The 23,691-nt window shown below is 53.1% G+C and carries 20 protein-coding genes and 2 pseudogenes; 14 read left to right on the top strand and 8 right to left on the bottom strand.

The features are described 5' to 3' along the window. Window position 1: 1 nt before the first annotated feature. Complete coding sequence (locus HS1genome_RS08065; RefSeq protein ID WP_126450337.1) at window positions 2–1,099, top strand: glucose 1-dehydrogenase; 1,098 nt, start codon at window positions 2–4, stop codon at window positions 1,097–1,099. Between the two features lie 944 nt (window positions 1,100–2,043). Here the strand turns inward: HS1genome_RS08065 and HS1genome_RS08070 are convergent. After that, on the bottom strand, window positions 2,044–3,135 hold the full coding sequence (locus HS1genome_RS08070) for an S-methyl-5-thioribose-1-phosphate isomerase (RefSeq protein ID WP_126450338.1): 1,092 nt from the start codon (window positions 3,133–3,135) through the stop codon (window positions 2,044–2,046). A gap of 325 nt (window positions 3,136–3,460) precedes the next feature. Continuing rightward, complete coding sequence (locus tag HS1genome_RS08075) at window positions 3,461–3,760, bottom strand: aldo/keto reductase (RefSeq protein WP_126450339.1); 300 nt, start codon at window positions 3,758–3,760, stop codon at window positions 3,461–3,463. 330 nt (window positions 3,761–4,090) lie between these two features. Between HS1genome_RS08075 and HS1genome_RS12050 the strand changes: the two genes are divergently transcribed. The 8 genes and pseudogenes from HS1genome_RS12050 to HS1genome_RS08105 all read left to right on the top strand — a co-directional run bounded on the left by HS1genome_RS12050 (window position 4,091) and on the right by HS1genome_RS08105 (window position 15,249). After that, on the top strand, window positions 4,091–4,255 hold the full coding sequence (locus HS1genome_RS12050) for a hypothetical protein (protein WP_158613750.1): 165 nt from the start codon (window positions 4,091–4,093) through the stop codon (window positions 4,253–4,255). A gap of 964 nt (window positions 4,256–5,219) precedes the next feature. Continuing rightward, a complete protein-coding gene (locus tag HS1genome_RS08080; RefSeq protein ID WP_126450340.1) occupies window positions 5,220–6,464 on the top strand; it encodes an ATP-binding protein in 1,245 nt (414 codons plus the stop codon). Window positions 6,465–7,191: 727 nt separating this feature from the next. Further along, window positions 7,192–7,491, top strand: coding sequence for a hypothetical protein (locus HS1genome_RS12055; RefSeq protein WP_158613751.1), 300 nt, complete (start codon window positions 7,192–7,194; stop codon window positions 7,489–7,491). Window positions 7,492–7,545: 54 nt separating this feature from the next. After that, window positions 7,546–7,947, top strand: a complete 402-nt coding sequence (locus HS1genome_RS12060; RefSeq protein ID WP_158613752.1) for a hypothetical protein — start codon at window positions 7,546–7,548, stop codon at window positions 7,945–7,947. Window positions 7,948–8,696: 749 nt separating this feature from the next. Continuing rightward, window positions 8,697–10,262, top strand: a complete 1,566-nt coding sequence (gene glcS / locus HS1genome_RS08090) for a glucose ABC transporter substrate-binding protein GlcS (RefSeq protein WP_126450342.1) — start codon at window positions 8,697–8,699, stop codon at window positions 10,260–10,262. 188 nt (window positions 10,263–10,450) lie between these two features. Beyond that, a complete protein-coding gene (locus HS1genome_RS08095; protein WP_126450343.1) occupies window positions 10,451–12,784 on the top strand; it encodes a M1 family metallopeptidase in 2,334 nt (777 codons plus the stop codon). A gap of 637 nt (window positions 12,785–13,421) precedes the next feature. Then, a pseudogene (locus HS1genome_RS08100) lies at window positions 13,422–13,998 on the top strand (IS607 family transposase). Between the two features lie 43 nt (window positions 13,999–14,041). Continuing rightward, window positions 14,042–15,249, top strand: a pseudogene (locus tag HS1genome_RS08105) (RNA-guided endonuclease InsQ/TnpB family protein). A gap of 394 nt (window positions 15,250–15,643) precedes the next feature. Here HS1genome_RS08105 and HS1genome_RS08110 read toward each other — a convergent pair. The 6 genes from HS1genome_RS08110 to HS1genome_RS08135 all read right to left on the bottom strand — a co-directional run bounded on the left by HS1genome_RS08110 (window position 15,644) and on the right by HS1genome_RS08135 (window position 20,226). Then, on the bottom strand, window positions 15,644–16,465 hold the full coding sequence (locus tag HS1genome_RS08110) for a MarR family transcriptional regulator (protein ID WP_126450344.1): 822 nt from the start codon (window positions 16,463–16,465) through the stop codon (window positions 15,644–15,646). Between the two features lie 78 nt (window positions 16,466–16,543). Next, window positions 16,544–16,915, bottom strand: a complete 372-nt coding sequence (locus HS1genome_RS08115) for a hypothetical protein (protein ID WP_126450345.1) — start codon at window positions 16,913–16,915, stop codon at window positions 16,544–16,546. An 80-nt stretch (window positions 16,916–16,995) separates the two neighbouring features. After that, entirely contained in the window at window positions 16,996–17,673 is a 678-nt protein-coding gene (locus HS1genome_RS08120) for a hypothetical protein (RefSeq protein ID WP_126450346.1), read from the bottom strand. Between the two features lie 95 nt (window positions 17,674–17,768). After that, entirely contained in the window at window positions 17,769–18,260 is a 492-nt protein-coding gene (locus tag HS1genome_RS08125; RefSeq protein WP_126450347.1) for a hypothetical protein, read from the bottom strand. A gap of 57 nt (window positions 18,261–18,317) precedes the next feature. Continuing rightward, a complete protein-coding gene (locus HS1genome_RS08130) occupies window positions 18,318–19,763 on the bottom strand; it encodes a hypothetical protein (protein ID WP_126450348.1) in 1,446 nt (481 codons plus the stop codon). Continuing rightward, window positions 19,750–20,226: a hypothetical protein gene (locus HS1genome_RS08135; RefSeq protein WP_126450349.1), complete on the bottom strand. Its 477-nt coding sequence runs from the start codon at window positions 20,224–20,226 to the stop codon at window positions 19,750–19,752. The genes HS1genome_RS08130 and HS1genome_RS08135 overlap by 14 nt, the downstream gene beginning before the upstream one ends. A gap of 262 nt (window positions 20,227–20,488) precedes the next feature. Here HS1genome_RS08135 and HS1genome_RS08140 point away from each other — a divergent pair, with 262 nt between their 5' ends. From HS1genome_RS08140 to HS1genome_RS08160, 5 genes are read left to right on the top strand one after another with little or no spacing between them, the layout of a single operon-like run. Beyond that, complete coding sequence (locus HS1genome_RS08140) at window positions 20,489–21,310, top strand: archaellin/type IV pilin N-terminal domain-containing protein (RefSeq protein WP_126451378.1); 822 nt, start codon at window positions 20,489–20,491, stop codon at window positions 21,308–21,310. Window positions 21,311–21,344: 34 nt separating this feature from the next. Then, the gene (locus HS1genome_RS08145; RefSeq protein ID WP_126450350.1) at window positions 21,345–22,064 is read left to right on the top strand and encodes an HhH-GDP family DNA glycosylase; all 720 of its coding nucleotides are present in this window, start codon (window positions 21,345–21,347) and stop codon (window positions 22,062–22,064) included. Continuing rightward, window positions 22,054–22,515, top strand: a complete 462-nt coding sequence (locus tag HS1genome_RS08150) for a flagellar biosynthesis protein FlaG (RefSeq protein WP_126450351.1) — start codon at window positions 22,054–22,056, stop codon at window positions 22,513–22,515. Before HS1genome_RS08145 ends, HS1genome_RS08150 begins: the two co-directional genes overlap by 11 nt. Before the next feature lies 1 nt (window position 22,516). Further along, complete coding sequence (locus tag HS1genome_RS08155; protein WP_126450352.1) at window positions 22,517–23,005, top strand: flagellar protein F; 489 nt, start codon at window positions 22,517–22,519, stop codon at window positions 23,003–23,005. Beyond that, on the top strand, window positions 22,987–23,688 hold the full coding sequence (locus tag HS1genome_RS08160) for an ATPase domain-containing protein (RefSeq protein WP_126450353.1): 702 nt from the start codon (window positions 22,987–22,989) through the stop codon (window positions 23,686–23,688). The genes HS1genome_RS08155 and HS1genome_RS08160 overlap by 19 nt, the downstream gene beginning before the upstream one ends. Window positions 23,689–23,691: the final 3 nt, after the last annotated feature.

Below are 23,691 nucleotides of genomic sequence, written 5' to 3' on the forward strand. Positions count from 1 at the left end.
GTTGAAAGCAATAGTAGTGAGGCCACCCACCCCAGGCGCCGAACTAAAGGAGGTTCCAGACCCCTCCTTAGTGTCTGGAACCGTGAAGGTCAGGATGTTAGAGAACGGGGTGTGTGGTACAGATAGGGAGGTCGCTGCGGGGAGGTTGATCACCGCCAGGCCCCCTCCAGGGAGGGACTGGATGGTGCTCGGCCACGAGGCTCTAGGCGTTGTGGAGGAGCTGGGAGAGGGTGCAGTGGGCCTCAGAGAGGGAGACTTAGTTATGCCGATAAACAGGAGAGGTTGCGGACAGTGTGTGAACTGCAGGATAGGGAGACCTGATCACTGTGAGACAGGAATGTTTAGGGAGAACGGTATCACCGAACTCGACGGCTTCATGAGTCAATTCCTGGTAGAACAGCCGAGGTACCTAGTGAGGGTTCCAGAGAACGTGAGGGACGTAGCGATACTGGCGCAGCCGCTCTCCGACCTAGTGAAGTCGGTGGACGAGCTTCTCCATGTGCAGTCTAGGCTTCACTTCCCCTGTGAGGACGGGACGCTCGAGTGCAGGAAAGCGTTGATCACTGGGACCGGGCCTATCGGAGTGTTGGTGTCAATGTTGCTCAGGACTATGGGAATGAAAGTTTACGCTGCGAATAGGAGGGAGCCCAAGGAAGTGGAGAAGGCCATTTTTTCAGAGGTAGGTGTGGAGTACTACAACTCGGCGTCGGGTTACGGTGACTTATACAAGGCCGTCGGAGGAATGGACGTAGTCTTCGACACTACAGGTAGGGCAGACGTGATCCAGCAACTTCTGCCCCTCCTGAGGAACAACGCTTTCCTCGCCTTCTTCGGCTTCTCCTCTGAGGGTTCAATGAACCTCACCAGTCTCGAGATCCAGAGGCTCATATTCAAGGGAGCCGCCCTGGTGGGACTGGCGAACGGACAGAAACCACACTTCGAAAGGGCGTTGTGGCACCTGGCGTCGTGGAAGACCGTGTGGCCAGGTGCAGTCAGGAGACTCATAACCCGGGAAGTGAAGGTGGACGACTTCGAGCAGGTGAGGAAGGTGTTGGAGAGGAAGGAGGAGGGCGAGATAAAGATAAAGCTACTCTGGTAGAGTTTGAGGACTGAGGCTCCCTTTTTGAGATGGACCTAGAAGTTAACGCCAGGAGGACTTGGATATCCTCCTAGAGTCACCGCTTTCATGTCGAGAAGGATCCGAGGTTCACGTAACACAGTTCACTAGAATAGAGAACGGGAGAAATAGAGAACGGGAGAGATTTCTCGGTTTTACGACTGTGGACCGACAAGGGACTATGGGAAATTGGGCTCAACGAGAGCATTGATCAATTCGGTAAGTACTACTCGAGCTGAGGATAGGCTGTTTGAGGTGGGAAATGTAGATTAACTTCGGCCTATTAACGGAGAGAATCCTCTGTCTGAAAGAGCGGTAGATTTGTCGTATAGAGGCAACTACGGTAAAAGTTCTCAAGGTTAAAGGATGGGGATTACCTCGGGATGGACTCGAGCCTGTGGAGGGCTGGCCCCAACGTTACATAAAGATCCAAGGCCTCGCCCCTCCCTGGGACGATTCGCGATCTTCCCAGGTTTACTTCGACCACGCTGACGGCGCCCCTTCTCCGGCTCGATCGAGTACTTAACTGAGGGAGGAACGACTACCGTCTCCCTTTCCCACTAAGGGACTGAACTTCGCGGACGAAAGTCGCCTCACTTCGAGTGGGGTCCCTCCCCGATCCACTCTACTGCCCACCAGGGATGTGAACCCGAACCGACGGTGGGAACGACGAACTACCCCACGGAGTAACCCTCTGCGAGGCGGGGAGGAAGTCAGACCAGAAGAGTGGGAGCACACCTTGCCTTACGTCAGAGAAGTGAGAAGGGAAGCGAGGAGATTGAGAGAGTTAACGGAAGTCGGCTCCAGCGGTTCCTAAAGACGACCGTATCTCCGTTGTGTGTCAGAGTCGATCTAGAAAACTGGGACCCTGTAGAACCTCCTTGAGGTAGATCACTGATAAACAGAGATGGTCTCTATCCACAACTTTACATGTTCGCTATCTTTCTAACGTTCTTTTCGAACGGGGGATAGATTATCCCCGCCTCAGTTATTATGGCCGTGACGTACTTCGGGGGCGTCACGTCGAATACCGGGTTGTAGACCTTCACTCCCTCAGGTGCCACTGGAACCCCTCTAACTGTTCTCACCTCGTCTGGACTCCTCTCCTCAATTTTCACTTCCTCTACTGAACTTCGCAGGTCAAGAGTCGAAGTTGGGGCTAACGCGTAAAATGGAACTCCTAGCTCGTGGGCTATTACCGCTTCCTTGAAGGTACCCACCTTGTTGAACACGTGACCGTCTGCCAGTATCCTGTCGGCTCCGACCATGACGCTGTTCACCATTTTCTTGTACAACACCAAGCCTACGGCTGTGTCACTGATCAACGTCACGGGTACTCCGTCCGTCATGAGTTCGTATGCTGTAAGCCTGCTCCCCTGAAGCCAAGGCCTCGTCTCGGGTGCAACAACGGAGACATTCACCCCTAGGGCGCGAGCCAGTTTCACTGGAGCGAGGGCGGTTCCTAGCCCCGTACCTGTGGCCAATCCTCCAGCGTTGCACTGGGTGAGGACCACGTCTCCGTCGTTGAGCTTCTCGAACCCATAGATCCCTATCTTTAGCTCGGCCTCCAACTCCTCCTCGTATACTCTGTTTGCCTCTTCCTCTAGGAGTTCCTTTAGCTCATCCACCTTCTTGGCCTCACCTTCGTGTACGAGCCTGTTGGCCTTGCTTAACATCCTACTGGTAGCCCAAGAGAGGTTGACCGCCGTGGGCCTCGCTGCGTCTAGCTGGAGCTTTGCTTTAGCTAGGGCATTCAATGACTCTTTGATGTCGTTAGTGGGACTATTGAGCGCAGTTACCATGCCATAGGCTGCCGCTATGCCTATAGCTGGTGCACCTCTTACTCTCATCGACTTTATGGCCTCAGCGATCTGCGAGGGATCCTTAGCTTCAACCCAATAGACTTCGAAGGGGAGTAACGTCTGATCTAGGATGGTTAGGACGTGTCTTTCCCGGTCCCACCTCAGCGGCCTCAGTTTGGGTATAAAGGCCCTCTTCGCCTCCTCTAGTGTAACCATGACATTCCCTCTAACCCTTAATTAAAACTCTTTCAGTGTGGGTGTGTAATACTGAAAGAAGAGTCGGAGGAGGATTCTATGTCAAGGAGGTCCAAGAGGGAGAGTGCACCTGAAGTCTCCGTCTCAACACAGAGTTTACCAGAAAACCCAATTTCAGCTTCAAAGGGCTCTACGCTTCGTAAGTGTAGATCCCTGCAGGCTAGTTCCCGGTGGTTCTAGGTGTGCATGACAGGCTTGGGCTTGTACGGCTCTTCCATATACCCCACCTTTTCGTCCTTGAGCTTTACCTCAATTGCCTCTACCGCCCCCCAAGTGCTCCACCTTGCTAGTCCCTAATTATAGGGGAGGTCACCCCTCTGTGAAAGAGCCAGGCTAGGGCCACTTGAGTTGACGTTACTCCTCTTTTCTTAGCTACCTCCATGGTTCTCCTGACGATTTCCCCGTTCTTTGGAGGCTCCACGTAAATCTTGTACGCGTAGAAGTTGGAGGTGGGGATAATGCGTCCAGGGTCATTTGGTCCCACGAGGGTTTTCCCGTCCTTAAAGAACCTCCCCCTCAATATGCCAACTGCGGTGGAGAAGTAGGGCATATAGGCTATGCCGTGGCCCATGCAGAAAGGTATCATCTCTCCTCCCTACAGAGGAGGTTGTAGGGCGTTTGTGTGCTCACGAAGTTTTCGTATCCTTTAGCTTGGGCTGGGTAGAACAGGGTCGCGAACTCCCAAGTCCACATGCTAGACGTTCCTGATTACCTGACCTCGTTTTGGTGGACTAGGCCTTTAAGCTTAGAAAGGGTCTCCTCTGTTGGAACTCTCAGTCATAACTGTGGAGATTGAAGGACAACGTAGTCAGTACTTAGGCGGTTCAAGGAATCGTGGATCTGTCTCATAACGTGTTTCCTGGATGGACCCTCTTCGTTTTGGCCCTGAGGCCGTTTGAAGTGCTCAGGCAAAAAAGTGCTGGATTGTGAACTTCAACGTAATGAAACCCCAGAGGGCGTCGACCTCATGGACTACTCGGTGGCGTTAGACCTGTTCGCTCAGGCTAAGGTCCTCACGCCGGATGAAACCAGGGTAGTCCTGTTTGGAGTTCTCCGACTAGTCTCACCTTTCATAAGATGAAATCAGTTAAGGCCCCAGATTCACCCCAGAACAGCTAGCGTAAATCACGGACTTACAAGCACTCCCGTTTCCTGTCGTTCCCTCGTGGTCGGTGGCGTGCCACTGGTCTTCCTGAGGAAGTTGTGGAAGTTGCTGAGGCTGGCCCCAACAGCCCACTTCCTTGCCATACTGGCTAAATCCCTTACTTCGTTGGTGATTGAGGGATCCTTACGAGCCTCTCTCCTTTGGCTTACTTTACGGCTGGTCCAGACAACGCTGTGTTTGAGGCGGGCCTAGCCTACTCCTCGCTGGTAGGAACCTTACCCCTAGCTCTTCTCCGGGCCTTTCCTATGGCGCGTACTTGGCTCTCTCTGAGAACTTCGTCCTGCTGGGTGTGCTATCTCTCCCCGCCTACTTCCTTGGGTCGGGAAACTATTTACCTCCCCTACTTCCACATCTATTCGAGAAGGTATAACTTTCATGGACTACTTAGCGGTGACGAGGAGTGACCTCACCTAACTTCTAGCAGCTTTCCTCACGGGTTTCGTTGACTAGGGCTTTATCGTACGTGGAGTTCTCTTTGACAGTCCTTCTAATCTCAATCGTCTCGATTCCACTGACGATCTTAGCGTCTACAGTAAGGACCTAAGTTAAATCCTCCTCTCTACGTCACCTTAGGCGCTTTTACGACATCCCGTCAGACGAAGCATTGCCCCCGACCTCAGTCGAGTGCCACTGGAGAAGGGTGAAGTAATAGCTAAGACATAGGTAGTCCCCTTCTCGTCTTACTGCGGAACGTTTCTGTATGGAGGTCAGTCGTCCTCTGCTCCATTGGTCTACCTCTTAACCCTGGTTAAGTTAAATCTGGGAATGAGGGGGTTGTGTTAATTCTTGTTGAAACTATTAGCAGAATCCCCTTGTTGAGGTCTACATCTGGAATGACAATCTATATCCTTAAATAAAAGTTTGGAGTTATATTCCAGATGTGCTTAACCTGAGGGCGGTCACTGAGGAATACGTAGGTGGACTTCAGTTCGTCAACGAGATCCCGAGGGAAATCAAGTTAAACATCTCCTCTCCAGACATCACTGTGGTAGCTGGACCTAGGAGGGTAGGAAAGACTTTCCTAATGTTGAGGGAAGTCAGGGCACTCATGGGTTCTGGTGAGAGAGTGGCCTATCTCTCCTTGGACGATCCACTATTCAGGGGAATAGATGCCCGTAGGCTCGCTGAGCTGGTCCGATCCGAGTACCCCGAAGGTAGGGTTTACCTATTCTTGGATGAAGTTCAGGATTGGAAGGATTGGGACTTCAAACTTCGTTGGCTCCACGACGTGAAGGACTTTAAGTTAGTAGTGTCTGGGTCATCCTCTTCTCTACTCTCTTCCGAGATACCAAGTAGACTAAGAGGGAGACAGTTCACAAAGGTTGTTCTCCCAATCTCCATAAGGGAGTTGGTACCTTCAGCGGGTGGGGACTTCAGAGAGAGAGGTGTATTCAACAACATCCTCAGGGAGTATCTTGTGTGGGGTGGTTTTCCAGAACCCTGGATCTATCGCTCCAGAGAGAAGTTAATTGACGTTGTGGAGACGGTGTTCTACAGGGACCTGGTGGAGAGGAATAGGATAAGGGACACAGAGCAATTCAGGGCAGTATTTGACTTCCTCCTGTCCAACTACTCTAACCAGATGACATGGAACTCCGTGAGGAACATGTTGAAGGGGATTGGAGTTGACGTAGACGTTAAGACCGTCATGAACTACGTAGATTACATGAGGAAGGCGTTCCTCGTTTTTCCAGTGAGGAGGTATGATTACTCAGAGAGAAGGAGAGCGGTTTCGCCCAAGAAGCTATACCTCGTCGATTTGGGAATAGCTTCGCTTTACGAGAATCACTCTTCAGCTCGGTCTCAAGGTAACTTAGGAAGGAAGTTAGAGAACTTAATTTTCCTCGAGTTAATCAGGAGGTCTTGGGAGGTTGACTATTACCTCCTGAAGGATGGGAGAGAAGTGGATTTCGTAGCAAGGAAAGAAGGAAAAAAGTTGTTGGTAGAAGTTACCCTGAATACTGATACAGAACATGTGGATAAGGTAAGGAGAGCGATGCTAGAGACTGGCATAAGAGAGGCCCACATTGTTTCATTGGAGGGAGAGACCAAAATCCTGGGTGATGGAATGAAAGAGGTCCAACTTCTGGACTGGATATCGGGATCTGGTCTTCAGGATCGGTAGATCCAACTCCTTTCAGGGTAACATGAAATCGTATCGACCTGTTTTAGCCGAGGCGATGTCTCAGTAACGTTTTCAGAAGGTTCCAGGTTTACTCCGAGGAGGGTTTGAGGGGAACGAGGATCCCTCACGTCATGACAAACAGTCCACTATAGTTAACTTAACGGAGGTTGAGGGGACGGAAGTCCCCTTCCGTGGGGACGGACAGCCCCCTTATGTAAACCTCTTTACGGTTGTCAAAATACTATTTCTACGACCTCTACTGTGAGAGCTGGGTCGCAACCTCTGGACTGGGGGAACTCACGCCCGTGGAGAGGAAACCCTCCGCGATCCCTACCACGCTGTTCACAGAAAGGTTCCACTGAACCTCCGCTACGTAAGGAGATCGAGGTCCCTCCGGGAAGCAGGAAATCCCCACCGGGAGATGCCCCGTCCGCGAGGGCGGGGTAGTTCACTGCGATAGACGAAGCTCAGAACTTGAGAGGTAGGCTGAACGACGAGGTACTCTCGCTCATGGCCCATTGTTAAGATCGTTGTGAAAACGTAACCTTCGTTTTGACTGGGTCGGAGATAGGACTACCGTACGATTTTCTAAAGGTGGAGGACCCCTCTTCCCCCCTTTACTGGAGGCACCTTGAAGAAGTGAGGGTAGATAGATTTGATCCGGAGAAATCATTGGACTTCTTAAGAAGGGGTTCCAACAGGTAAACGTGGCCGCTCCCATGGAGTCTTGGAGTACACTACACAGAAACTTGACGGAATAATCGGGTGGTTGACCGAGTTCGGGCACAGGTGTTTAAGGGCAAAGGAGGTCAAGGAGTCTATCGGAGATGATGTTTTGGAGTCGGCAATGAAAACCACAGTCGAGGAGTTCAGCCACTTTTCTAGGGAGTACATTATACTGACTTCCTCCCCGCCCTGGAAGGGCGATGGTTCCCTCTCAGAGGGATCGTCGTTCCCACCATCGGTTCGGGTTTACATCCCTCGTTTGGTGGGCAGTCGAGTGGATCAGAGATCCACTCCCATTTGAAGAGGAGGGGACTTTCATCGCAAAGCTCTAGTCCCTTAAGGGAGAAGAGAGACGATGGTTGCTCCTCCCACAGTCCCGTTAAGCCCTCGATCGAGCTGGGGAGGAGCGTCGTTAGTACCACTAAGAGAAATTTTAACAAAGAAGTATAAATACAAGGGGGCTGTTCACCCCCGTGAAAGGCGAGGCTTTACGCCCCCTCAACCCCCGAATTTTGTAATTGAGGCCACCGCGAGGGGACGCAATAAATGGAACGAGATAAAGAGATATTTTGAGAATAAAAAGAAAAGAGCTGTGTATGATGCTGAACTTAGGAGATATTTGATGAACCTTGAGAAAAAGGGATATATCGTAAAGAGCGAGAGAGGAAAGTACGACTTAACCGACCCCGCGATCAAAAGCACCTTCAACCGACTTACCAGCGTCAACACTTTGTCACAATCCACAATTTGTATGTAGCTGCAGCAAAACAGTTGAACGTGTTGACGAGTCTGACGTAGCTTGAAAATTTCCCCTCCTGGAACAACGGAAGTAGACCTTTCCCTCAGCGGATATCTAGGGTCTCCGGAGGGTGGCGGGGTTAATGTTCGGGCGCGATGAAGCTACGCTCCAAGGGCGTGGAGACCTTCTCCCTTCACGAAGTTAGCTCAAGGTCCTGCAGACGGCTTAGGTTCTAGGGGAAACCTCACACTCAAGAGATCGAGGAGTTCTAAAGGGAGGCCCTGAAGCTGTCCATGAGACCAAGGTAAAGCACAGAGGGACATGGTTGAAGTTACGAGCGCGAAGTCTAGTACGAGGTGGGTTTCTACGAGACCTACATTGCATCAAGGGGTCAGGAAATAGACCGATGGGTGACCATGAGAATCGGTGAGCCGGAGGGTGTTGTCCTCTCAGACGTCCAGGGAGGTCAGGTCCTCCCTCCCCTCAACTCGCTAGGAGGAAGGTGAGGAGGAACGTGCTACGTTGATACTCGAGATCGGTGACCGACGACAGGGAGTAGGTCACTGGGCTAGCACAGTACCTCGGTGGTGATCCATCGAGTTCCCTATGTAGGGTGAGTAGGCTTGGAACTCATACGGCAGGCTCGCCCGAGGGCCGGTGGGCAGTTTAAAGTTCAGATTCAATGGCGACGCTGGCTGGACTCGAGTTGGTAGCATAATGAAAAACTTAAAAAATAATAGTGTGGTAGACAGTGGCTCGGTGAGAATGTGAGGAGAAAGGCGATATCCAGGACAGCCACCTGGGCCATAGTGGCCGTCGTAGTGATAGTAGCCATATTAGGCGGAGTGTTCGGCTACCTGGTCAGTACACCTCACGTCACTACCCCCACGACGCCCACCACGGTCACAACTAACACCTCCTCCCAGGTGGTGTTCTATACCTGGTGGGCCACCACCGGTAAGGTAGCGCTGGATCATCTCATACCAGCCTTCGAACGGGCTTATCCTTCCTACACAGTGATCAAGTCGCTAGTCCCTGGTGCTGGAGGAACCAACGCCAAGTACGCTATACTTGCCCTCATAGAGGCGGGAAAGCCTCCGGCGCTTTTCCAGAGCCTCGTGGGTGCGAACATGTTAAGTTACGTCGAGGTGGCCCCCCAGGGGATATCAGACTTCGTGAACCTGACCTCCTTGGCCGAGCACGAGGGGCTCCTGGAGAGCTCAGTCCTACCGGTCATGGAGGCTGCCGCCTACAACGGAACCATGCTCAATTTACCGGTCAGCGTCCACAGCGGTTTCGTACTTTACTACAACTTGAAGCTGCTGAGGGAGTACGGCTTACCCATCCCTGAGAACTTAAGTGAGCTCACTTACGACACCATGCAGCTTGTGGAGCACGGTGTCACTCCCTGGATGGTTCCTGGAGCCGACGGCGGATACGACCAGGAGCAGTTGTGGTTCGCTATATTCCTCAGCCTAGGTGGGCCGAGGCTCATGGATCAGCTACTTTACGGTACTCTGTCCCTCCAGAACTCCACAGTGCAGAAAGTGTTCAACGAGACGAACGAGCTCTTCCTCAACTACACCTCCTACAACTATCCCGGGTGGCAGTCCATGACTTGGACGCAGGGGATCACCGCCGTGGACCAGGGAAAGGCCGCCTTCGAGGTTGACGTGGACTCAGCCACCAACTATCTGTACGACTTCCTCAACGTGACTACCTATCCCCCAGAGCAGCCTTACCTTAGCTGGAGCAACGTAACTATGGTGGCTCAACCCTTCCCAGGGACTCAGAGTTACTTCCCGATAGTCTCAGACGCCGTTGCAGTGCCTGTAAGTTCCCACGAGGCCGCCGCCCTCACCTTCGTGAAGTACTGGACCTCCTACTCCGGACAGCAGGTGTGGACCAAGTGGAAGGCTGTCACTTACTACAGGAACGGCAGCGACTGGTACAACACTCCGCAACAGTACTACATGTACCAAAGGCTCTTGAACACTTCTCCCAACGACTTCGTAATAGACCCCCTTTCACTCTTCGCAGACGTTGACGCCCAGCTCTATTCTGGACTGCTCACGCTGCAGCAGGCTGGGCCAGCAGCATTGGCAGTCTGGGCCTCTACCTTCAACTCTTCCGTGCACGAAGAGTACCAGGAGTGGCAGGCGGCTGCTAAGCTTGGCCTCGGATTCCTGGGATTTCCAGGACACCCGTTCGGCGGATACTACCCACCGTGGGTTAACGCAAGAGACCCGAGCAGCACGTGGGGAGGTGACTTGGTCCTGGGGGCAGGCGGCCTTACGCTGGGGGCGATTGAAGTAGTCGGACCTAAACATTGAAGAGTGAAGCCAAAAACTACGATTTTTTCCCGGAACTCGAGGATCTAGGACCGAAACTGTTTTAAATCAAGTGAACCAAAAGTAAGGGGATACTGTGGGCCAGCCCCTTCCCGGTCCTACCACCTCCCCTCCCGGGAGGGAGGACCGGGTAACAATAACCTTAAAGCTCTTCCCGACCTGATGGCCGCATGGAGGTCAAAAGGTACGACATTTACATGGACGTAGACTTCAAGGGCCTCTCCTACGCGGGGAGGGTGAAGGCCGAGATGGTAGCTGATAGGCTGGAACTGAACGTGGTTGACCTCTCGGTCAGGTCGGTTAAGGTCGACGGTAAGCAGGTCAAGTTCACCTACGACGGTAAGCTGATCAGGGCAGACGTACCGGTCACCGACGAGGTGGAGGTCGAGTTCGCGGCGAAGGTGCCAGACGTTCTCATGGGCTTCTACAGGGCCTCTCAGGGCGAGTACCAGATGCTGTCCACCCAGTTCGAGGCCATAGGGGCGAGGCGCATGTTCCCCTGCGTGGATCACCCAGGCTACAAAGCCTCTTTCAGGCTCTCTGTCAAGGTCGACTCCGACCTGGACGTTATATCAAACATGCCTCCAGAGAAGGTGGAGGAACAGGGGGAAAAGAAGGTCGTCCACTTCGCCGAGACGCCTAGGATGTCCACCTATCTGTTGTACCTCGGTATAGGGAAGTTCGACTACGTCCAGGACAAGCTCGGACAATTGCCCATTGCTGTAGTAACGCCACCTGGACAGGGGACGAGGGGGAAGTACGCCTTGGAGGTGGCCAAGGGTGCAGTATCCTTCTACGAGAACTACTTCGGCATACCATATCAGCTCCCGAAGCTCCACCTCATCACAGTTCCGGAGTTCGCAGCGGGCGCCATGGAGAACTGGGGAGCCATCACCTTCAGGGAGACTGCACTCCTCGTGGACGACGGGTCGAGTGAGGAAACTCGAAGGAGGGTAGCTGAGGTCATAGCACACGAGCTGGCCCACCAGTGGTTCGGGGACCTAGTTACAATGAAGTGGTGGGAGGACCTCTGGCTCAACGAGAGCTTCGCAACGTTCATGGCATACAAGGCCGTCAGCTCAATGCACCCCGAGTGGAACATGTGGTGGGAGTTCGTGCTGAGCGAGACCGCTGGCGCCATGAGGAGGGATTCCCTCAAGGAGACGCACCCCATACACGTCCCTATAGCCAAAGAGGAGGAAATAGAGCAGATATTCGACGACATAAGCTACGGTAAGGGAGCGAGCGTCCTCAGGATGATAGAGGCCTTCATGGGAGAGGAGGACTTCCGAAAGGGAGTCTCCCTCTACCTGAAGAGATACAGTTATGGCAACGCAACCGCGGAGATGCTGTGGGAGGCACTACAGGAGGCGTCTGGAAAGCCAATAGTGAAGGTAATGGGGACGTGGGTAAGCAAGGCAGGACATCCGGTCGTGAAGGCCGACCTTCAAGGCAGTAGGGTGAAGCTAGCTCAGAGGAAGTTCAGGTTCTTGGACCCGGAGGAGGATCAATGGCCCATTCCACTCACTTACGTCGCTGATGGGATGGAGGGTTCGATCCTCGTAGAGGGGAAGGAACATGTGTTGGAACTCGGGAAGGAGGTCGGCAAGTTCAAGCTCAACAGGGGGCAGACTGGCTTCTATCGTTCAGACTACTCCGACTGGGACAAGGCACTTCAGGCTTCTAAGGACGCGTTGGATAGGTGGGGCGTGGCGTCGGATGCCTTCGCCAGGCTCATGTCGGGGAACTGGACGCTTCGGGAATACCTCGGTTTCGTCTCCAAGTTCAAGGAGGAGACCGAGTACCTGCCAGCGTGGGAGGTCTCCTCCCAGTTTTCCCTCCTCCACTCGGTTCTAGGTGAGTCTGTGAAGGAAGTGATGGTGGAGTTCCACAGGAGACAGCTCCAGTTGTGGGAGGGTAGGGGGGATTCCAACGCCAGGCTCTACAGGGGCATCCTGGCCAGGAGGCTGGCAGTGGTGGACGACTCCTACGGAACGAAGGTGGCCGCGTTGGCGGAGAGTTATTGGTCTGTGGAGCCTGAGATGAGGCAGGCCGTCCTCAATGGCCTGGCCCTTCATTCCACCAGGCCGTTCGGGAGATTGCTCCAACTCTACAGAGAGGCTAAGACGGACGAGGAGAGAACTAGAATATTGACGGCTATGCTGACCACCGACAAGCAGGTGGACCTCGCCTTAGCTCTGGGCTTCCTCCTGTCAGGTGAGGTAAAGAGACAGGACGCGGGGAGGCTCGTCCAAGTCGCTGCCGTCAATCCGTGGGGAAGAGACGTCACGTGGGAGTGGCTCAGAGCTAACTTCCCGGCCCTACGGAGACTCTACCACGCCACTGGAATACTTGGGAGGATAATGTCTGGTTCCTTGCCTTACCTTGGCCTCGGGAGGGTCGAGGAAGTGGAGAGGTGGGCCACCTCCCTGAACGTCCCAGAGGCCTCTGTAGGGATAAGGGTGGGGCTGGAGTTGCTCAAGGTGTACCAGAGGCTGCTATGACGGCTTTCTCCCTTTTTAACTCCCTCGAAACAACTACACGTCCCAAACGACTCATGGTGAACTTTAAGTGGTTGGACGAGTCGCCGGATTTAGACTAGCCGTCCTCCCCAAATCCCCCTAGACGAGGACTCGAACTTCTACGGTTAGTAGGCGTGGCACAACTGTATGGTGTCACACTCTTCTTTACGTTCCCCGAGCGGATTGATTTCACCACAAGGTAGGACAGTAAGTCGAAAAAGGGCATGCGGGGATTTCACTTGCTCAATGGACTAGGTGAATAGATCACTAGGGAATACAATCCAACGACATCAAGCACTACTCCCAACTCCAAGGGCTAACGTCACGTCAAATTGAAACCCCAGAGATAGTGAATTGACGTTGAGGTGAAAACTCCAGAGTTTGAGGTCACGGAATTAAAGTACAAAACCTGGTTACGTACAAGCGACTCCACAAGTACTTCATAGGTTCCTAGGGCTGAGCTAACTTAGTCTCCAACTAGGAACCTCGCGAGAGACGAAGTATTACACAGAAATGGTGGAAGGACTGTGAAACGTCCCTGGTGGAACGAGTGAAGCCGTTGTCAACAGTTTTCAATATACCGTAAAGTTTATATTATTTCATCATAAACTCTTATACAATGCTAAGACCTAAGGAAGTCTGCCAACGCCTAGGGATATCCTATGCGACACTTAGAGAATACGTTAAGAAGGGTTACATTAAACCAGTCTAGAGACTGGAAAGTGGAGGTTCAGGGAAGGGATGTTGAGAAGTTGATGGGAATTGTTAGAAAGAGGAAAGTGATCCTTTACGCTAGGGTATCATCAAACACACAAAAAGACGACTTGGTAAACCAGGTAAAATACTTGCAAGAGCAAGTAAAGGACTACGATCAAGTAATAACAGACGTTGGATCAGGACTAAACATGAAGAGGAAAGGATTCCTCAAGTTGTTGAGAATGATACTAAACAACGAAGTATCAAAAGTAATCATAGCTTATCCCGACAGACTAGTAAGATTTGGCTTTGAAATCCTTGAAGAAGTATGCAAAGCACACAATTGTGAAATAGTAGTGTTGAACAACGAGGACGAAACACCAGAACAGGAACTAATCGAGGACTTGATCTCTATACTAGTATCGTTCGGCGGGAAGCTATACGGAATGAGGAGTCATAAGTACGAGAAGGTGAAGGAGTGCGTCGAAGAGCTCAATTAAATCATTCCAACAAGAAGAAGAATACATTTACCTAACGTACTCCATGAAGAACGATGAGAGGGAGGAGAGTGAAGTACTACTAGAGAACTACAGAGTCCTACTACAGAAAGCATTGGACTGGTTGTGGGATAGAACTAGGATAGAGAGGAAAGAAGTGAAGAATGGTGAGAAAGCCACGAAGGTCAAAGTAACCTTACTAAAGAAGAAGGAAGTGTACAAGGTGTTGAGAGACGAGTTGGAGGAGATCAACGTACTAGCTTCCCACTACGTTGACGAGGCAATAAACGACGCTTATTCCGTGTTGAGGAGTTGGAGGAGGAGGGCCGAGAAGGGAAAAGCGTTGAGGAAACCTAGACTGAAGGAGGTTTACGTTAGGGTGAAGTCGACACTTAGGAAGGTTGATGGTGAGAGCGTAAGGATCACCGTGAGACCTTACGAATACGTGAACTTCTCTTGGTCTCGCACTTGGTTTTCAAGAAGAGTTAAGGGACTCGAGTTGGGTGAGCCCATAATTAAGTGAGGATAGGGTGTATCTACCGTTTCGTCATAAGTTACCTCGGTTTACTCCGATAGATTTCCTGGCAATCGATAGTAACCTCTACACGTTGGACGCTTATGATGGAGAGAAGTTCATTACATTTTCCTTGAAGGAGTTGTACAGCATGAAGTATGGGATGGAGTTGAAGAGGAGTAAAATACAATCTTTCGCTTCAAAGCACGGTAGGAAGGGGAAGGAGTTGTTGAGGAAGTACTCTCATCGTGAGAGGAACCGCGTGTTGGATTACCTTCATAAATTCGTGAACAAGTTGCTGGAAATGTACCCTCTCACCCTGTTCGTCGTCGAGAAGTTGAATAAACAGGGGATGTTTGAGGATGCTAACCGTAAGCTGTCCAAGAAGATTTCAAAGACTGTATGGAGGTCAATTCATCGCGTTCTAAAATACAAGGCCCCACTTTACGGTTCCTTCGTTAAGGAGGTGAGCCCGTACCTCACGTCTAAGTCCTGCCCCAGGTGTGGACGGGTTTCCCGAAAGGTCGGCGGGACTTTCAGGTGTGGGAGGTGTGGGTTCACACTAGATAGGCAGTTGAACGCGTCACTTAACATCTACCTCAAGGTGTGCGGGTTCCCCACGTCCGCGAAATACCGCGGGTGTGGGTCGGGGTCACCCCGCTAAGGGGGCGGAGGGTGTGAACGAGTTCCCTCGTGACCCCGGTGAAGCCCAAGGGTTGAGGATCGATATTAAATTATGAAATCCTATGAAGCCCAAACCCCAACTTACCGTTACAAATCCTAGGTTTGAATGGGGCAAGAATCTCCATATAGGGATAGTACTTCATTTAAGTGGCGTTCAAGCGCAACTGTAAACCACCGTGTCTCCTACGGCTACAGGGGAGAAAGGTTACTGAGGTACCCTGGCGACGGTTAGTCACACACGTCCCCTACACCTAATGATCCTCGGTCGTCGACAGTGAAACAGTTCAGCGCTTGGTGCCGGAGCAACTTCAAGGCGGGGTGCTGTACTCCTCGGTCAGGGAGATCCCTAGGGCCCGGGAGGGACTAAAAGCTCACAAGGCGTAATTCGACCTAGTCGAAACTGTAGGATTCGCACAAGGTGGGAAGACTTTCTAGTATACGAGACTCTGTTTAGGTTCTGGAAATGAAGTAAGCCGAGACGCTCAAGAGTGAGAAGAATATCATGGAGTAGAGCCAAGCTATCGCTTCCACCTTGTGCACCAACGCGTCCCCCCTGAAGAATATGAGCAGTGGCGCTGTGGCCGTGAAGAAGGCCATGAGTTTGAGGACCGACGTCTCGAACCTTGTACTTGCAGTGATCCTCAACATGAACTTCATGAGGAGGTTGTTCTTCGTCTTAAACATCCCTGGTATCCTGTTACCGTACTTCAGGCCGGCGTCAGACACCACGTAGGTTTGCCTCACTTTCCCTGTCAGTGTCCTCTTCGTGACCTTCTTAAAGAACTTGTACTTAGTCGAGAACAACTCGAGGTAAGTCCTCACCGTGTTCCTAGAGACCCCAAGTTCGAGCGCCAACCTGGACACAGGTACTTCACCACCGTTTACGATAGACGCCTTCAGGATCTCGCTGAAGTAGTAGAAGTGCGTGGGGTTGTTCAGATACTCCTCAGTGTCCTCCACCGTCAACGTAGGAAGTACTGAGGAGCCGAACTTCCTTATCTCCTCTGTGAGCTGTTTTCCAGCTTCCGAGAGGGCGTAGACGTCGAACTTGACCTTCACCACCAGCCCCTTCTTGATCAGTTTCCTCACTGCGTCTATGGTCGCCTTCTTGTTCTCCCTTATCTCCTTCGCCAACTCCGCGGTGGTGCACTGGCTCTTCGACATCATGGCCAGGACGATCTTCCATTGCACCTCGGACTTCGACAGGTCGATCTTTTCGTCCACACTCCTCCAGAAGTTCAACACCCTGTCGAGTCCGTCGCTGGATTGCATCGATATTTATAGAAGACTTAAACGTATAAGCATAACTTTCGACGGGTGAGTGTTATCTCGTGCCGTTTCATTACGGTGTTACGTTCTTCCACCTCTGGCCAACATTTCGATAGCAGTGTACTTATCCATGACCAGCACTCTACCGTGAGTCTTGGCGACCGCGTAGTCCCTGTCTAGCAGAATTTCTCCCTCACCCATCAATGATGGGAAGAAAGCGTACTTCCTCACGCTCTCCACGAACTTCAACCTAGACGGGTCCACTCCCATCTTCAGGGCCAACCTCTTCAGTGACTCAGCGTCGGTGAGCTCCTCTACTCTCCCCCTGATCACGACCCACAGGACCAGAGCAGCAGCCGCAGGGATCGCGAGGACGAACCTGCTGTCGAAAAACGAAGCCGTGATCGCCGCGCTGGCGAGGCCGAGCGCAGCTAACTGTTTTAGTAGCTCCATCAAATCAACCTCTAGAAGTTCCCCTGAAAAAGATTACTGTAGGCGGACCGTGAGCTCCTCCCAGATCTGGGCGCTTAGTATTACCCCAATCCCCTGCTTCTCCACCCCATTGCCTTGAACAGAACACTCAACTCAGTTCCGTTGACCGGAACGTACGTTGCACCCAAAGGCCTCCTCAACAACTCCCTGAGCGGAGCTAGGGCCTCTCGGCCGTCCCATCTCAAACTCACGATCGAGGCCCCCGTTAGCCACATGTTTGGCCTGACTGCCACCTCTCCTCCTTCTTTTCCCACTACCCTGCCTACTGCGAACTCCCCCTCGGCTCGCTCGAAGACCACGTAGGTGGACCTACCAGTTACCGAACTCACTACCAGGGCCCTAACATCCATCTCTACCGTCTTACTCCTGTCGTAGCTCACCCCTAGGTCTGGGTGGACGAACCAGGTGAGGAACCTAGGGTCCCTAGGCGTCCCGTAGATCATGTTTAAGACAATCGGTCGTCCAGGAGGTCCCTCTGGTCCTGTCTCTATACCCTCGATCCTAACGGACTTCTTGGATTCCCTGAGGGCTCCCGCCAACTCTAGGAGCTCAAGCAGGTAGTCCTCGTGAAGGTGTAGCTCTACGCTGTCCTGTTTATGTAAGATCGCGAACAAGGCCCTCACGTCCCGCGTGTCCACCTTCAGCGGAGGGAGAGGCCTCCTCCCGAAGAGCATCGGTGACCTGACTCGGGCTAGGAGCTCTGAGGCTGAGACGGCCATGAGCTCGACTCCACTCGTAGGGTTTAAGGGTGTTACAGGAGTTCGACCTGTCGTCGAACTCGCAGAGGTGAAGGTAGTTCGACCCTCGGCCAAGGCTATCTCCTCTCCTCAAGCCTCTTGAAGAAGAAGAACCAGCTCCCCGCCAAGGCCACCGTCAGGGCATCCAGCTCCACGTAGTCCTTAAGTGTGGGCCCCTCGTGGAGGAGTTGTTCAACGGTGGGCACGGGGAGGCCGAACCCGGGCTCCAGGTTCACTGTCGCTCCCTTGAGCACGGTGTACTGACCTCCCCTACCGTAGGCGAGGACCAGCCCGTTGTAGGAATCTACGTAAAGGACAGTTCCACTCACGTTCTGGACTACCGCTGGCACCCCATCGAAGATGGTGGGGGTTCCGTTAGGAGTGTCCCAGAGTTGATAGAGGGGGATGGAGGCTTGGAAGGTTAGCATGACGGAGGTGTTTGAGTTTACCTGCGTGAGGTTGACTAAAGCGGAGTGCCCAGAGATAGCTACCACCTTCAGCAGTAGGAGGAGAGGAGAACCGTTAACCACGTAGAAGAAGGTCTGGTTCACCAACTCTTGTGGAATCACAAGGGATCCTCTGCGAGAATAGATATATGGACTGGGAGAGTTCTCGACTGCTCGTCGTCATGGAGCGCTAGCCAGGGCCATGACTAGGGCCCAGCTCACCATGGCTAGGAGAACTGCGTTCCTCAACCCTCTGTTCAGCTCGCTCATCGCCGCCGCCACGGGAACGAATAGGGGTAGGTCTATTAGGAGGTTCTGGGCAGTGCCCACAAAGAACATCGCCACCACTGACGACACGTACAGGGAGGCCAACAGGCCCGGGACTTTCCTGTTCCCCAAGTAGACGAAGATGTAGTAGAGGAATGCGTTTGCCGACCCCCAGCTCAGTATGGCGAACTGGAACTCCAGTGACCTGTAGAGGGCCAGGGGGTTCAAAGGTGCAAGAGGAACAGCGTAGAAACCAGTTCCAATGAGGGCTAGGCCTGCCACGAAGGGAGCAGATGTGGCTAGAACGTAATTCCTGGTTTTGGGGTCAAGCTCCCCTCTCCACCACTTCCACGCCGCGTAAATCAACGTAGCCCCTTGGAGTTGGGCCCAGGCGTAAACGTGTGATGTTAGGGAGAGATACGACAGACCAGCTGCGTACTTCCACCTCCCCTTGAGGAGGTTCGCTAAGGCTAGGAACATCACAGAGATCGAGAAGAGGTTGGCCTGTAGACCGGAGTAGAGGAACGTGAGGAGCATGGGAGACACCGCTGCCAGAAGAGCGGCGGGAAGGGCTAGGTCCCTCTTCCATGACTTGGCAAGGTAGTATGCTGAGAAAGTGTAAAAGAGGGCGAGGAAAGGGAACTGCGCTATGGAAACTTCGTAGGCACCGAAAACCTTGGAGAAAGGATAAAGGAGCCCTATGTACGCAGGTCTCGAGAGGAGGAACCAACCCACGGTTGGGTGAAGGAGGGCTCGATAGTAGTATATCCAGTCCACCGTCTCTGGAGCGACGTAACCCCTTCCCACCTGTTCGAGCATGGGCAAGACGGACACACCGAGAGCAGCAGCCCACGGGGCCCAGGGAGGAAGGTAAAATCCCCTAGCCTTGCCGTCGCTCAATACAGCTGGTACGACCGACAGTACGACGAGAGCCGGCACCAAGGGGGCGAGCCCCTGTTCGAGTAGGTCGATTGGAACCGCCAAGGCGTTGACCGGATCCCCCCAGATCCTCATCAACGACCACCCGAACCCTGCCGAGGCGGCGGCCAGGACGGGCCACTTCACCCAGCTACCTACCCTTGTTCTCCAGGAGAGAGCTAGGAGTAGGGCTGAGGACGCGGCAGTAGGGAAGAGGAAGGACAATCCTGAGAGGGGAACTAGGAGGGCCATCCTCCTATCCAACGCAACTGAGAGAAGTGCCCCGGCGATGCACAGAGCAACAGCCATTATGTAGTCGTTGAAGATCCCCACGTACGTGACTCTGTTGAAGGTTAGGTCAACTCCAACCGACATCGCTACCGCAGCAGCTTCCAACCCAGCTGGAAAAATCGAGAGTTGCGCTCTGTTACCTCGCATCATCTCTTATCAACTCCCTACTCACTAGGAATAGCACCGCCGACACAACCACTCCGACCGCCAAGTCCTCTGGGTTCGAACTGAGCACGGACCTCTCCCCCGCTAGTTGGGATAGGTTTGGGAACGAGTCGTTAGCCAGCCCCGGGTAGTTTGCTGCCACCAACCTCTGAGTCCAGCCGTCCTGCCTCTGGTATAGAATCACGCCGTTTAGGGACACGGTCAGGTTACCTGAAGTGAGCGCGGAGATGTTTTTCCCTCCTAGCTCGAAATTCCCAGGTAGGCCTGAGGTCAAGTTTGCGAAAACCTCCTGGGGAGCTATAGAGGCATTTATCGACGTCACTGTGTGGGCTGACGGGTTGACGTTGTAGAGGGTGACTGTAAGTTGAGACCCCTTCATGGAGAGGAACACGTAAATCACGTAGGTCACGTAACTCCCGTGGGTCACCTGATAATCCAGGAAGAACACAAATTAATGTCCAGCCACACACAATTAAGGCACTCTAAGAGATCGTCGGTTCCTCAGCCGGATCTCGACTATAGATCCATGTTTCATCTGCAGTCCATCATCGAATTCGGCCTACAGATCTGCTCGGACAGTCGAACGACCCACCTGCCCCCTCCGGTGGTAGATCGCATTCTTGGACATCCCTTAAGTGTCAGGCAGGCAACTCATCATTGCGGTGAAACGAGTGAGCCTCAAGTCCGCAATAAGGGCGTACAACAGGAAGATGAGGCGGAGGGGTCTAGCAGGCCTCGACACGGCTATCATATTGATAGCCTTTATTATAACCGCCTCTGTCCTGGCGTACGTCGCTGTGAACATGGGTCTGTTCGTGACCCAGAAGGCCAAGAGCACTATTACTAAAGGGGAGGAGACCGCCTCTACAGCACTCACCCTCAGTGGATCCGTCCTCTACGCCGTTAACTACCCCACTGACACAAACAGTTACTGGCTATACTTCCCTGTGTCGCCCAGCTCTGGAGTCTCTAGTGTGGAGCTCTCTCCTGCCACCACTGCCATAAGCTTCACTGCGTCAAGCAGTGGTATAGAACTATCCAACATATACGTGTTCTCGTTAATGAGCTACGTAAGTAACTACTACGTGACACAGACGGTTTCGAACCAGTCACAGGGAGGGCAGACCTACTACTATTTCACCAGTCCCTATGCTGCATTGGTGGCCCTCTCTGAGATAATTTCAAACAAGCAAAACACTACTCCTGTCCCGGTTAATATCTCGACCACCAAACCAACTACAACTACTGACGTTAATACGTTCTCATTCGAATATCAAAGAACCACGTACTACGTTACTGTATACCGTACCTTCGCATTCACCTTCCCTATAGCAGGATTCTCCCTAGCGGGTAGCGACGTAGCTCCAGCAGGCTCCACCATAGGGGTCATGGTGCTGTTCGGACCACACGCCGGTTCTCAGGTCTTCCAGTACCAAACAGTAACGGTTCAGATAACTCCAAACATAGGGTCTCCGCTGACAGTGAGCGAGTACATCTACCAGCCCGAAGGTAACGTAACTATAATAGGATAATTTTTTTTAAAATCTTTTTCTTATGGTGATAAAAATGCCCCTGCCCGACATAGCCTCAAACCCGTTAGTATTCCTTTCGCTAACGATAAGCGTTCCCCTGGCGGTTTTCTTCTTCTTCATGTTCCGTTTCCTTTTCCCCAGGTGGGGTGTTAGGATGGGGAAACAGAACGAGGCGGTACAGCCCCAGCAAGGTCAGGGAACGCAACCTCAGGCTCAACCTCAGGCCGAACCACCTAGGGAGGACCCCACGAAGCCTCTCCTCGCTAGGATGGATAAAATGCAGGGAGAGCTAATCAAGGCACAGAAGGATGGAGTCGCGGAGCTGAAGGAGGCCATCCAGGCCCTAGCTACAAGCATAGAAGACACGGCCTTGGCAGTGAAGTCGGCTCAGTCGGACAGGGCGTCTCCATTTAACGTGGTTCCGATGGAGGAAGTGAAGGAGTCCCCAGCCGGGATTGGTGGGGTCTCCATGAGTGGGGTTAACCTCCCGAAGTTCATACAGATGTGTGCTCTCCTAGAGGCCATGGAGTACGACAACGACAGAATAAGGGACCTCTACGACCTCTCCCTCTTAACCAGCGACGACATGGAGCTCCTCACTAGGATCCAGGAGTTCCTAGCCAACAGCAAGGGGAGGTACAGGGCAAAGGACTTAGCCCTCACGGCCTATCACATCGCGGAGACGTACAAGTCTTCCTCGCCGGAGATGAGGAAATTCCTCCTCACCATTCGAGGTGTGGGAGATGGCCAGTGAGATCATTTCCGAGTCAATAATGGTGATCGCCACCGTCGTGCTCGTGGGATTGCTCGCGGGGGCGCTCTTCTACACGGTCTCCACCATGAGCACTACGATGTCCTCCTTCACTGTCCTACAGGCCCAACGCTTGGTCACGGACCTTCAGGTGGTCTACGCCACTAACACGTCATCCACTCAAGTCGTGGTTTACCTGCAGAACGTGGGGGAGGCCACGGTTTTCGACTTGGGTTCTTCTCAGCTCTACTTCGGCCCTCAGGGGCAACTTCAGCCCATCGGTTACAACGGCGCCGCCCCGTCGTGGACCACCAGCGCCTCCACTCTCTCCCCGGGACAGACCGTCCAACTCACCATCACTCTCTCGTCTCCCCTCTCCCAGAACCAATATTACACTGTGATGTTCGTCACTTCCACAGGTTATCAGACCTCCTACACCTTTCAGGTGACGTGAGTTGGGGTTCTCTCAGGTGATAGGGCTCTCCCTAATTGCGTTCGTCGTGTTATCCGTCGCAGTGATATACGGTGCTACAGCCCTCAGGGACCAACAGCTCTATTCCCAGGCACAGCAGGAGAGGCAGGGACTCTACGAGGAACAGCTCTCCACCCAACTTCAGGTCCGTTCCGTCGCGTTGTCGGGCACCTCCCTGAGGGTGGTGGTCTCTGACAACGGGTCCACGACGCTTTACCAGTACTCCCACTTCTCTGTCGTCCTTCAGTACTACGGGAACGTGAGCGGGGTTCCCGTCATGTCCATTGCGTACTACAGCTACGTGAGGGGGGAGGCCTCCCCTTACCAATGGAACGCCACTTCCATCCTAGAGCCGGACGGTGTAACTACGATCACGCTGGAGCTACCGTATCCTCCCTATCCAGGTGAGCCTGCTGTCCTCACCGTGGACTCAAACTACGGCCCAGGAGCTGTGTGGAGGGGAACGCTTTGATAGTCGGCACTGGAAACGAGGACTTGGACCGTAGGTTAGGGGGAGTACCCTTCCCTTCCCTGGTCATGATGGAGGGGGATCACGGGACCGGGAAGAGCGTCATGGCGGCTCAGTTCGCACTTGGTTTCCTCTCCGCTGGGAAGACGGGCCACGTGATCACCACCGAACACCTCACGCTGGATTACCTTAGGAAGATGAGGGAAGTCAAGGTTGACCTGACCAGGTACTTCCTGAGGGGAAAGCTCCGAATAGTACCCATAAACACCGGCAGGTTCACTTGGAACTCCTCCGTCACGAGGACGATGTTGAGACTTCTCACGGACTACGTGAGCTCGGTGACGACGGACTTCGTCGTAGTCGACAGTTTCACAGTGTTGGGGACATTCGTGGAAGAGAGGGACCTCATGGACTTCCTCAGGCAATGCAGGATATTCGTGGGTAGCGGGAAGTTAGTTCTCCTCACCGTCCACCCGAAGGTGTTCAGGGAGGACCTCCTCAGCAGGTTGAAGAGCGAGGTCGACGTATACTACACCCTCTCGTCCACCACCATAGGGGGAAGGAGGGTCAAGGTGATGGAGAAGGTCAAGACTGTGGGAGGACTGACGGGAGTCGACGCACTTTCGTTCGACGTCGACCCCTCCTTAGGGATAAAGATTGTTCCCCTCTCGTTATCGAGGGCGTGAGCC

This window comes from Sulfodiicoccus acidiphilus (assembly GCF_003967175.1).
Taxonomy (GTDB): Archaea; Thermoproteota; Thermoprotei_A; order Sulfolobales; family Sulfolobaceae; genus Sulfodiicoccus; species Sulfodiicoccus acidiphilus.

Bases quoted from the DNA above. Each gene is read 5' to 3' on its own strand.
- HS1genome_RS08115 (WP_126450345.1), bottom strand. From the start codon at position 16,915: ATGGAGCTACTAAAACAGTTAGCTGCGCTCGGCCTCGCCAGCGCGGCG.
- HS1genome_RS08130 (WP_126450348.1), bottom strand. From the start codon at position 19,763: ATGATGCGAGGTAACAGAGCGCAACTCTCGATTTTTCCAGCTGGGTTG.
- HS1genome_RS12060 (WP_158613752.1), top strand. From the start codon at position 7,546: ATGGTTGCTCCTCCCACAGTCCCGTTAAGCCCTCGATCGAGCTGGGGA.
- HS1genome_RS08120 (WP_126450346.1), bottom strand. From the start codon at position 17,673: ATGGCCGTCTCAGCCTCAGAGCTCCTAGCCCGAGTCAGGTCACCGATG.
- HS1genome_RS08110 (WP_126450344.1), bottom strand. From the start codon at position 16,465: ATGCAATCCAGCGACGGACTCGACAGGGTGTTGAACTTCTGGAGGAGT.
- HS1genome_RS08070 (WP_126450338.1), bottom strand. From the start codon at position 3,135: ATGGTTACACTAGAGGAGGCGAAGAGGGCCTTTATACCCAAACTGAGG.
- HS1genome_RS08145 (WP_126450350.1), top strand. From the start codon at position 21,345: ATGCCCCTGCCCGACATAGCCTCAAACCCGTTAGTATTCCTTTCGCTA.
- HS1genome_RS08140 (WP_126451378.1), top strand. From the start codon at position 20,489: ATGAGGCGGAGGGGTCTAGCAGGCCTCGACACGGCTATCATATTGATA.
- HS1genome_RS08150 (WP_126450351.1), top strand. From the start codon at position 22,054: ATGGCCAGTGAGATCATTTCCGAGTCAATAATGGTGATCGCCACCGTC.
- HS1genome_RS08095 (WP_126450343.1), top strand. From the start codon at position 10,451: ATGGAGGTCAAAAGGTACGACATTTACATGGACGTAGACTTCAAGGGC.
- HS1genome_RS08075 (WP_126450339.1), bottom strand. From the start codon at position 3,760: ATGATACCTTTCTGCATGGGCCACGGCATAGCCTATATGCCCTACTTC.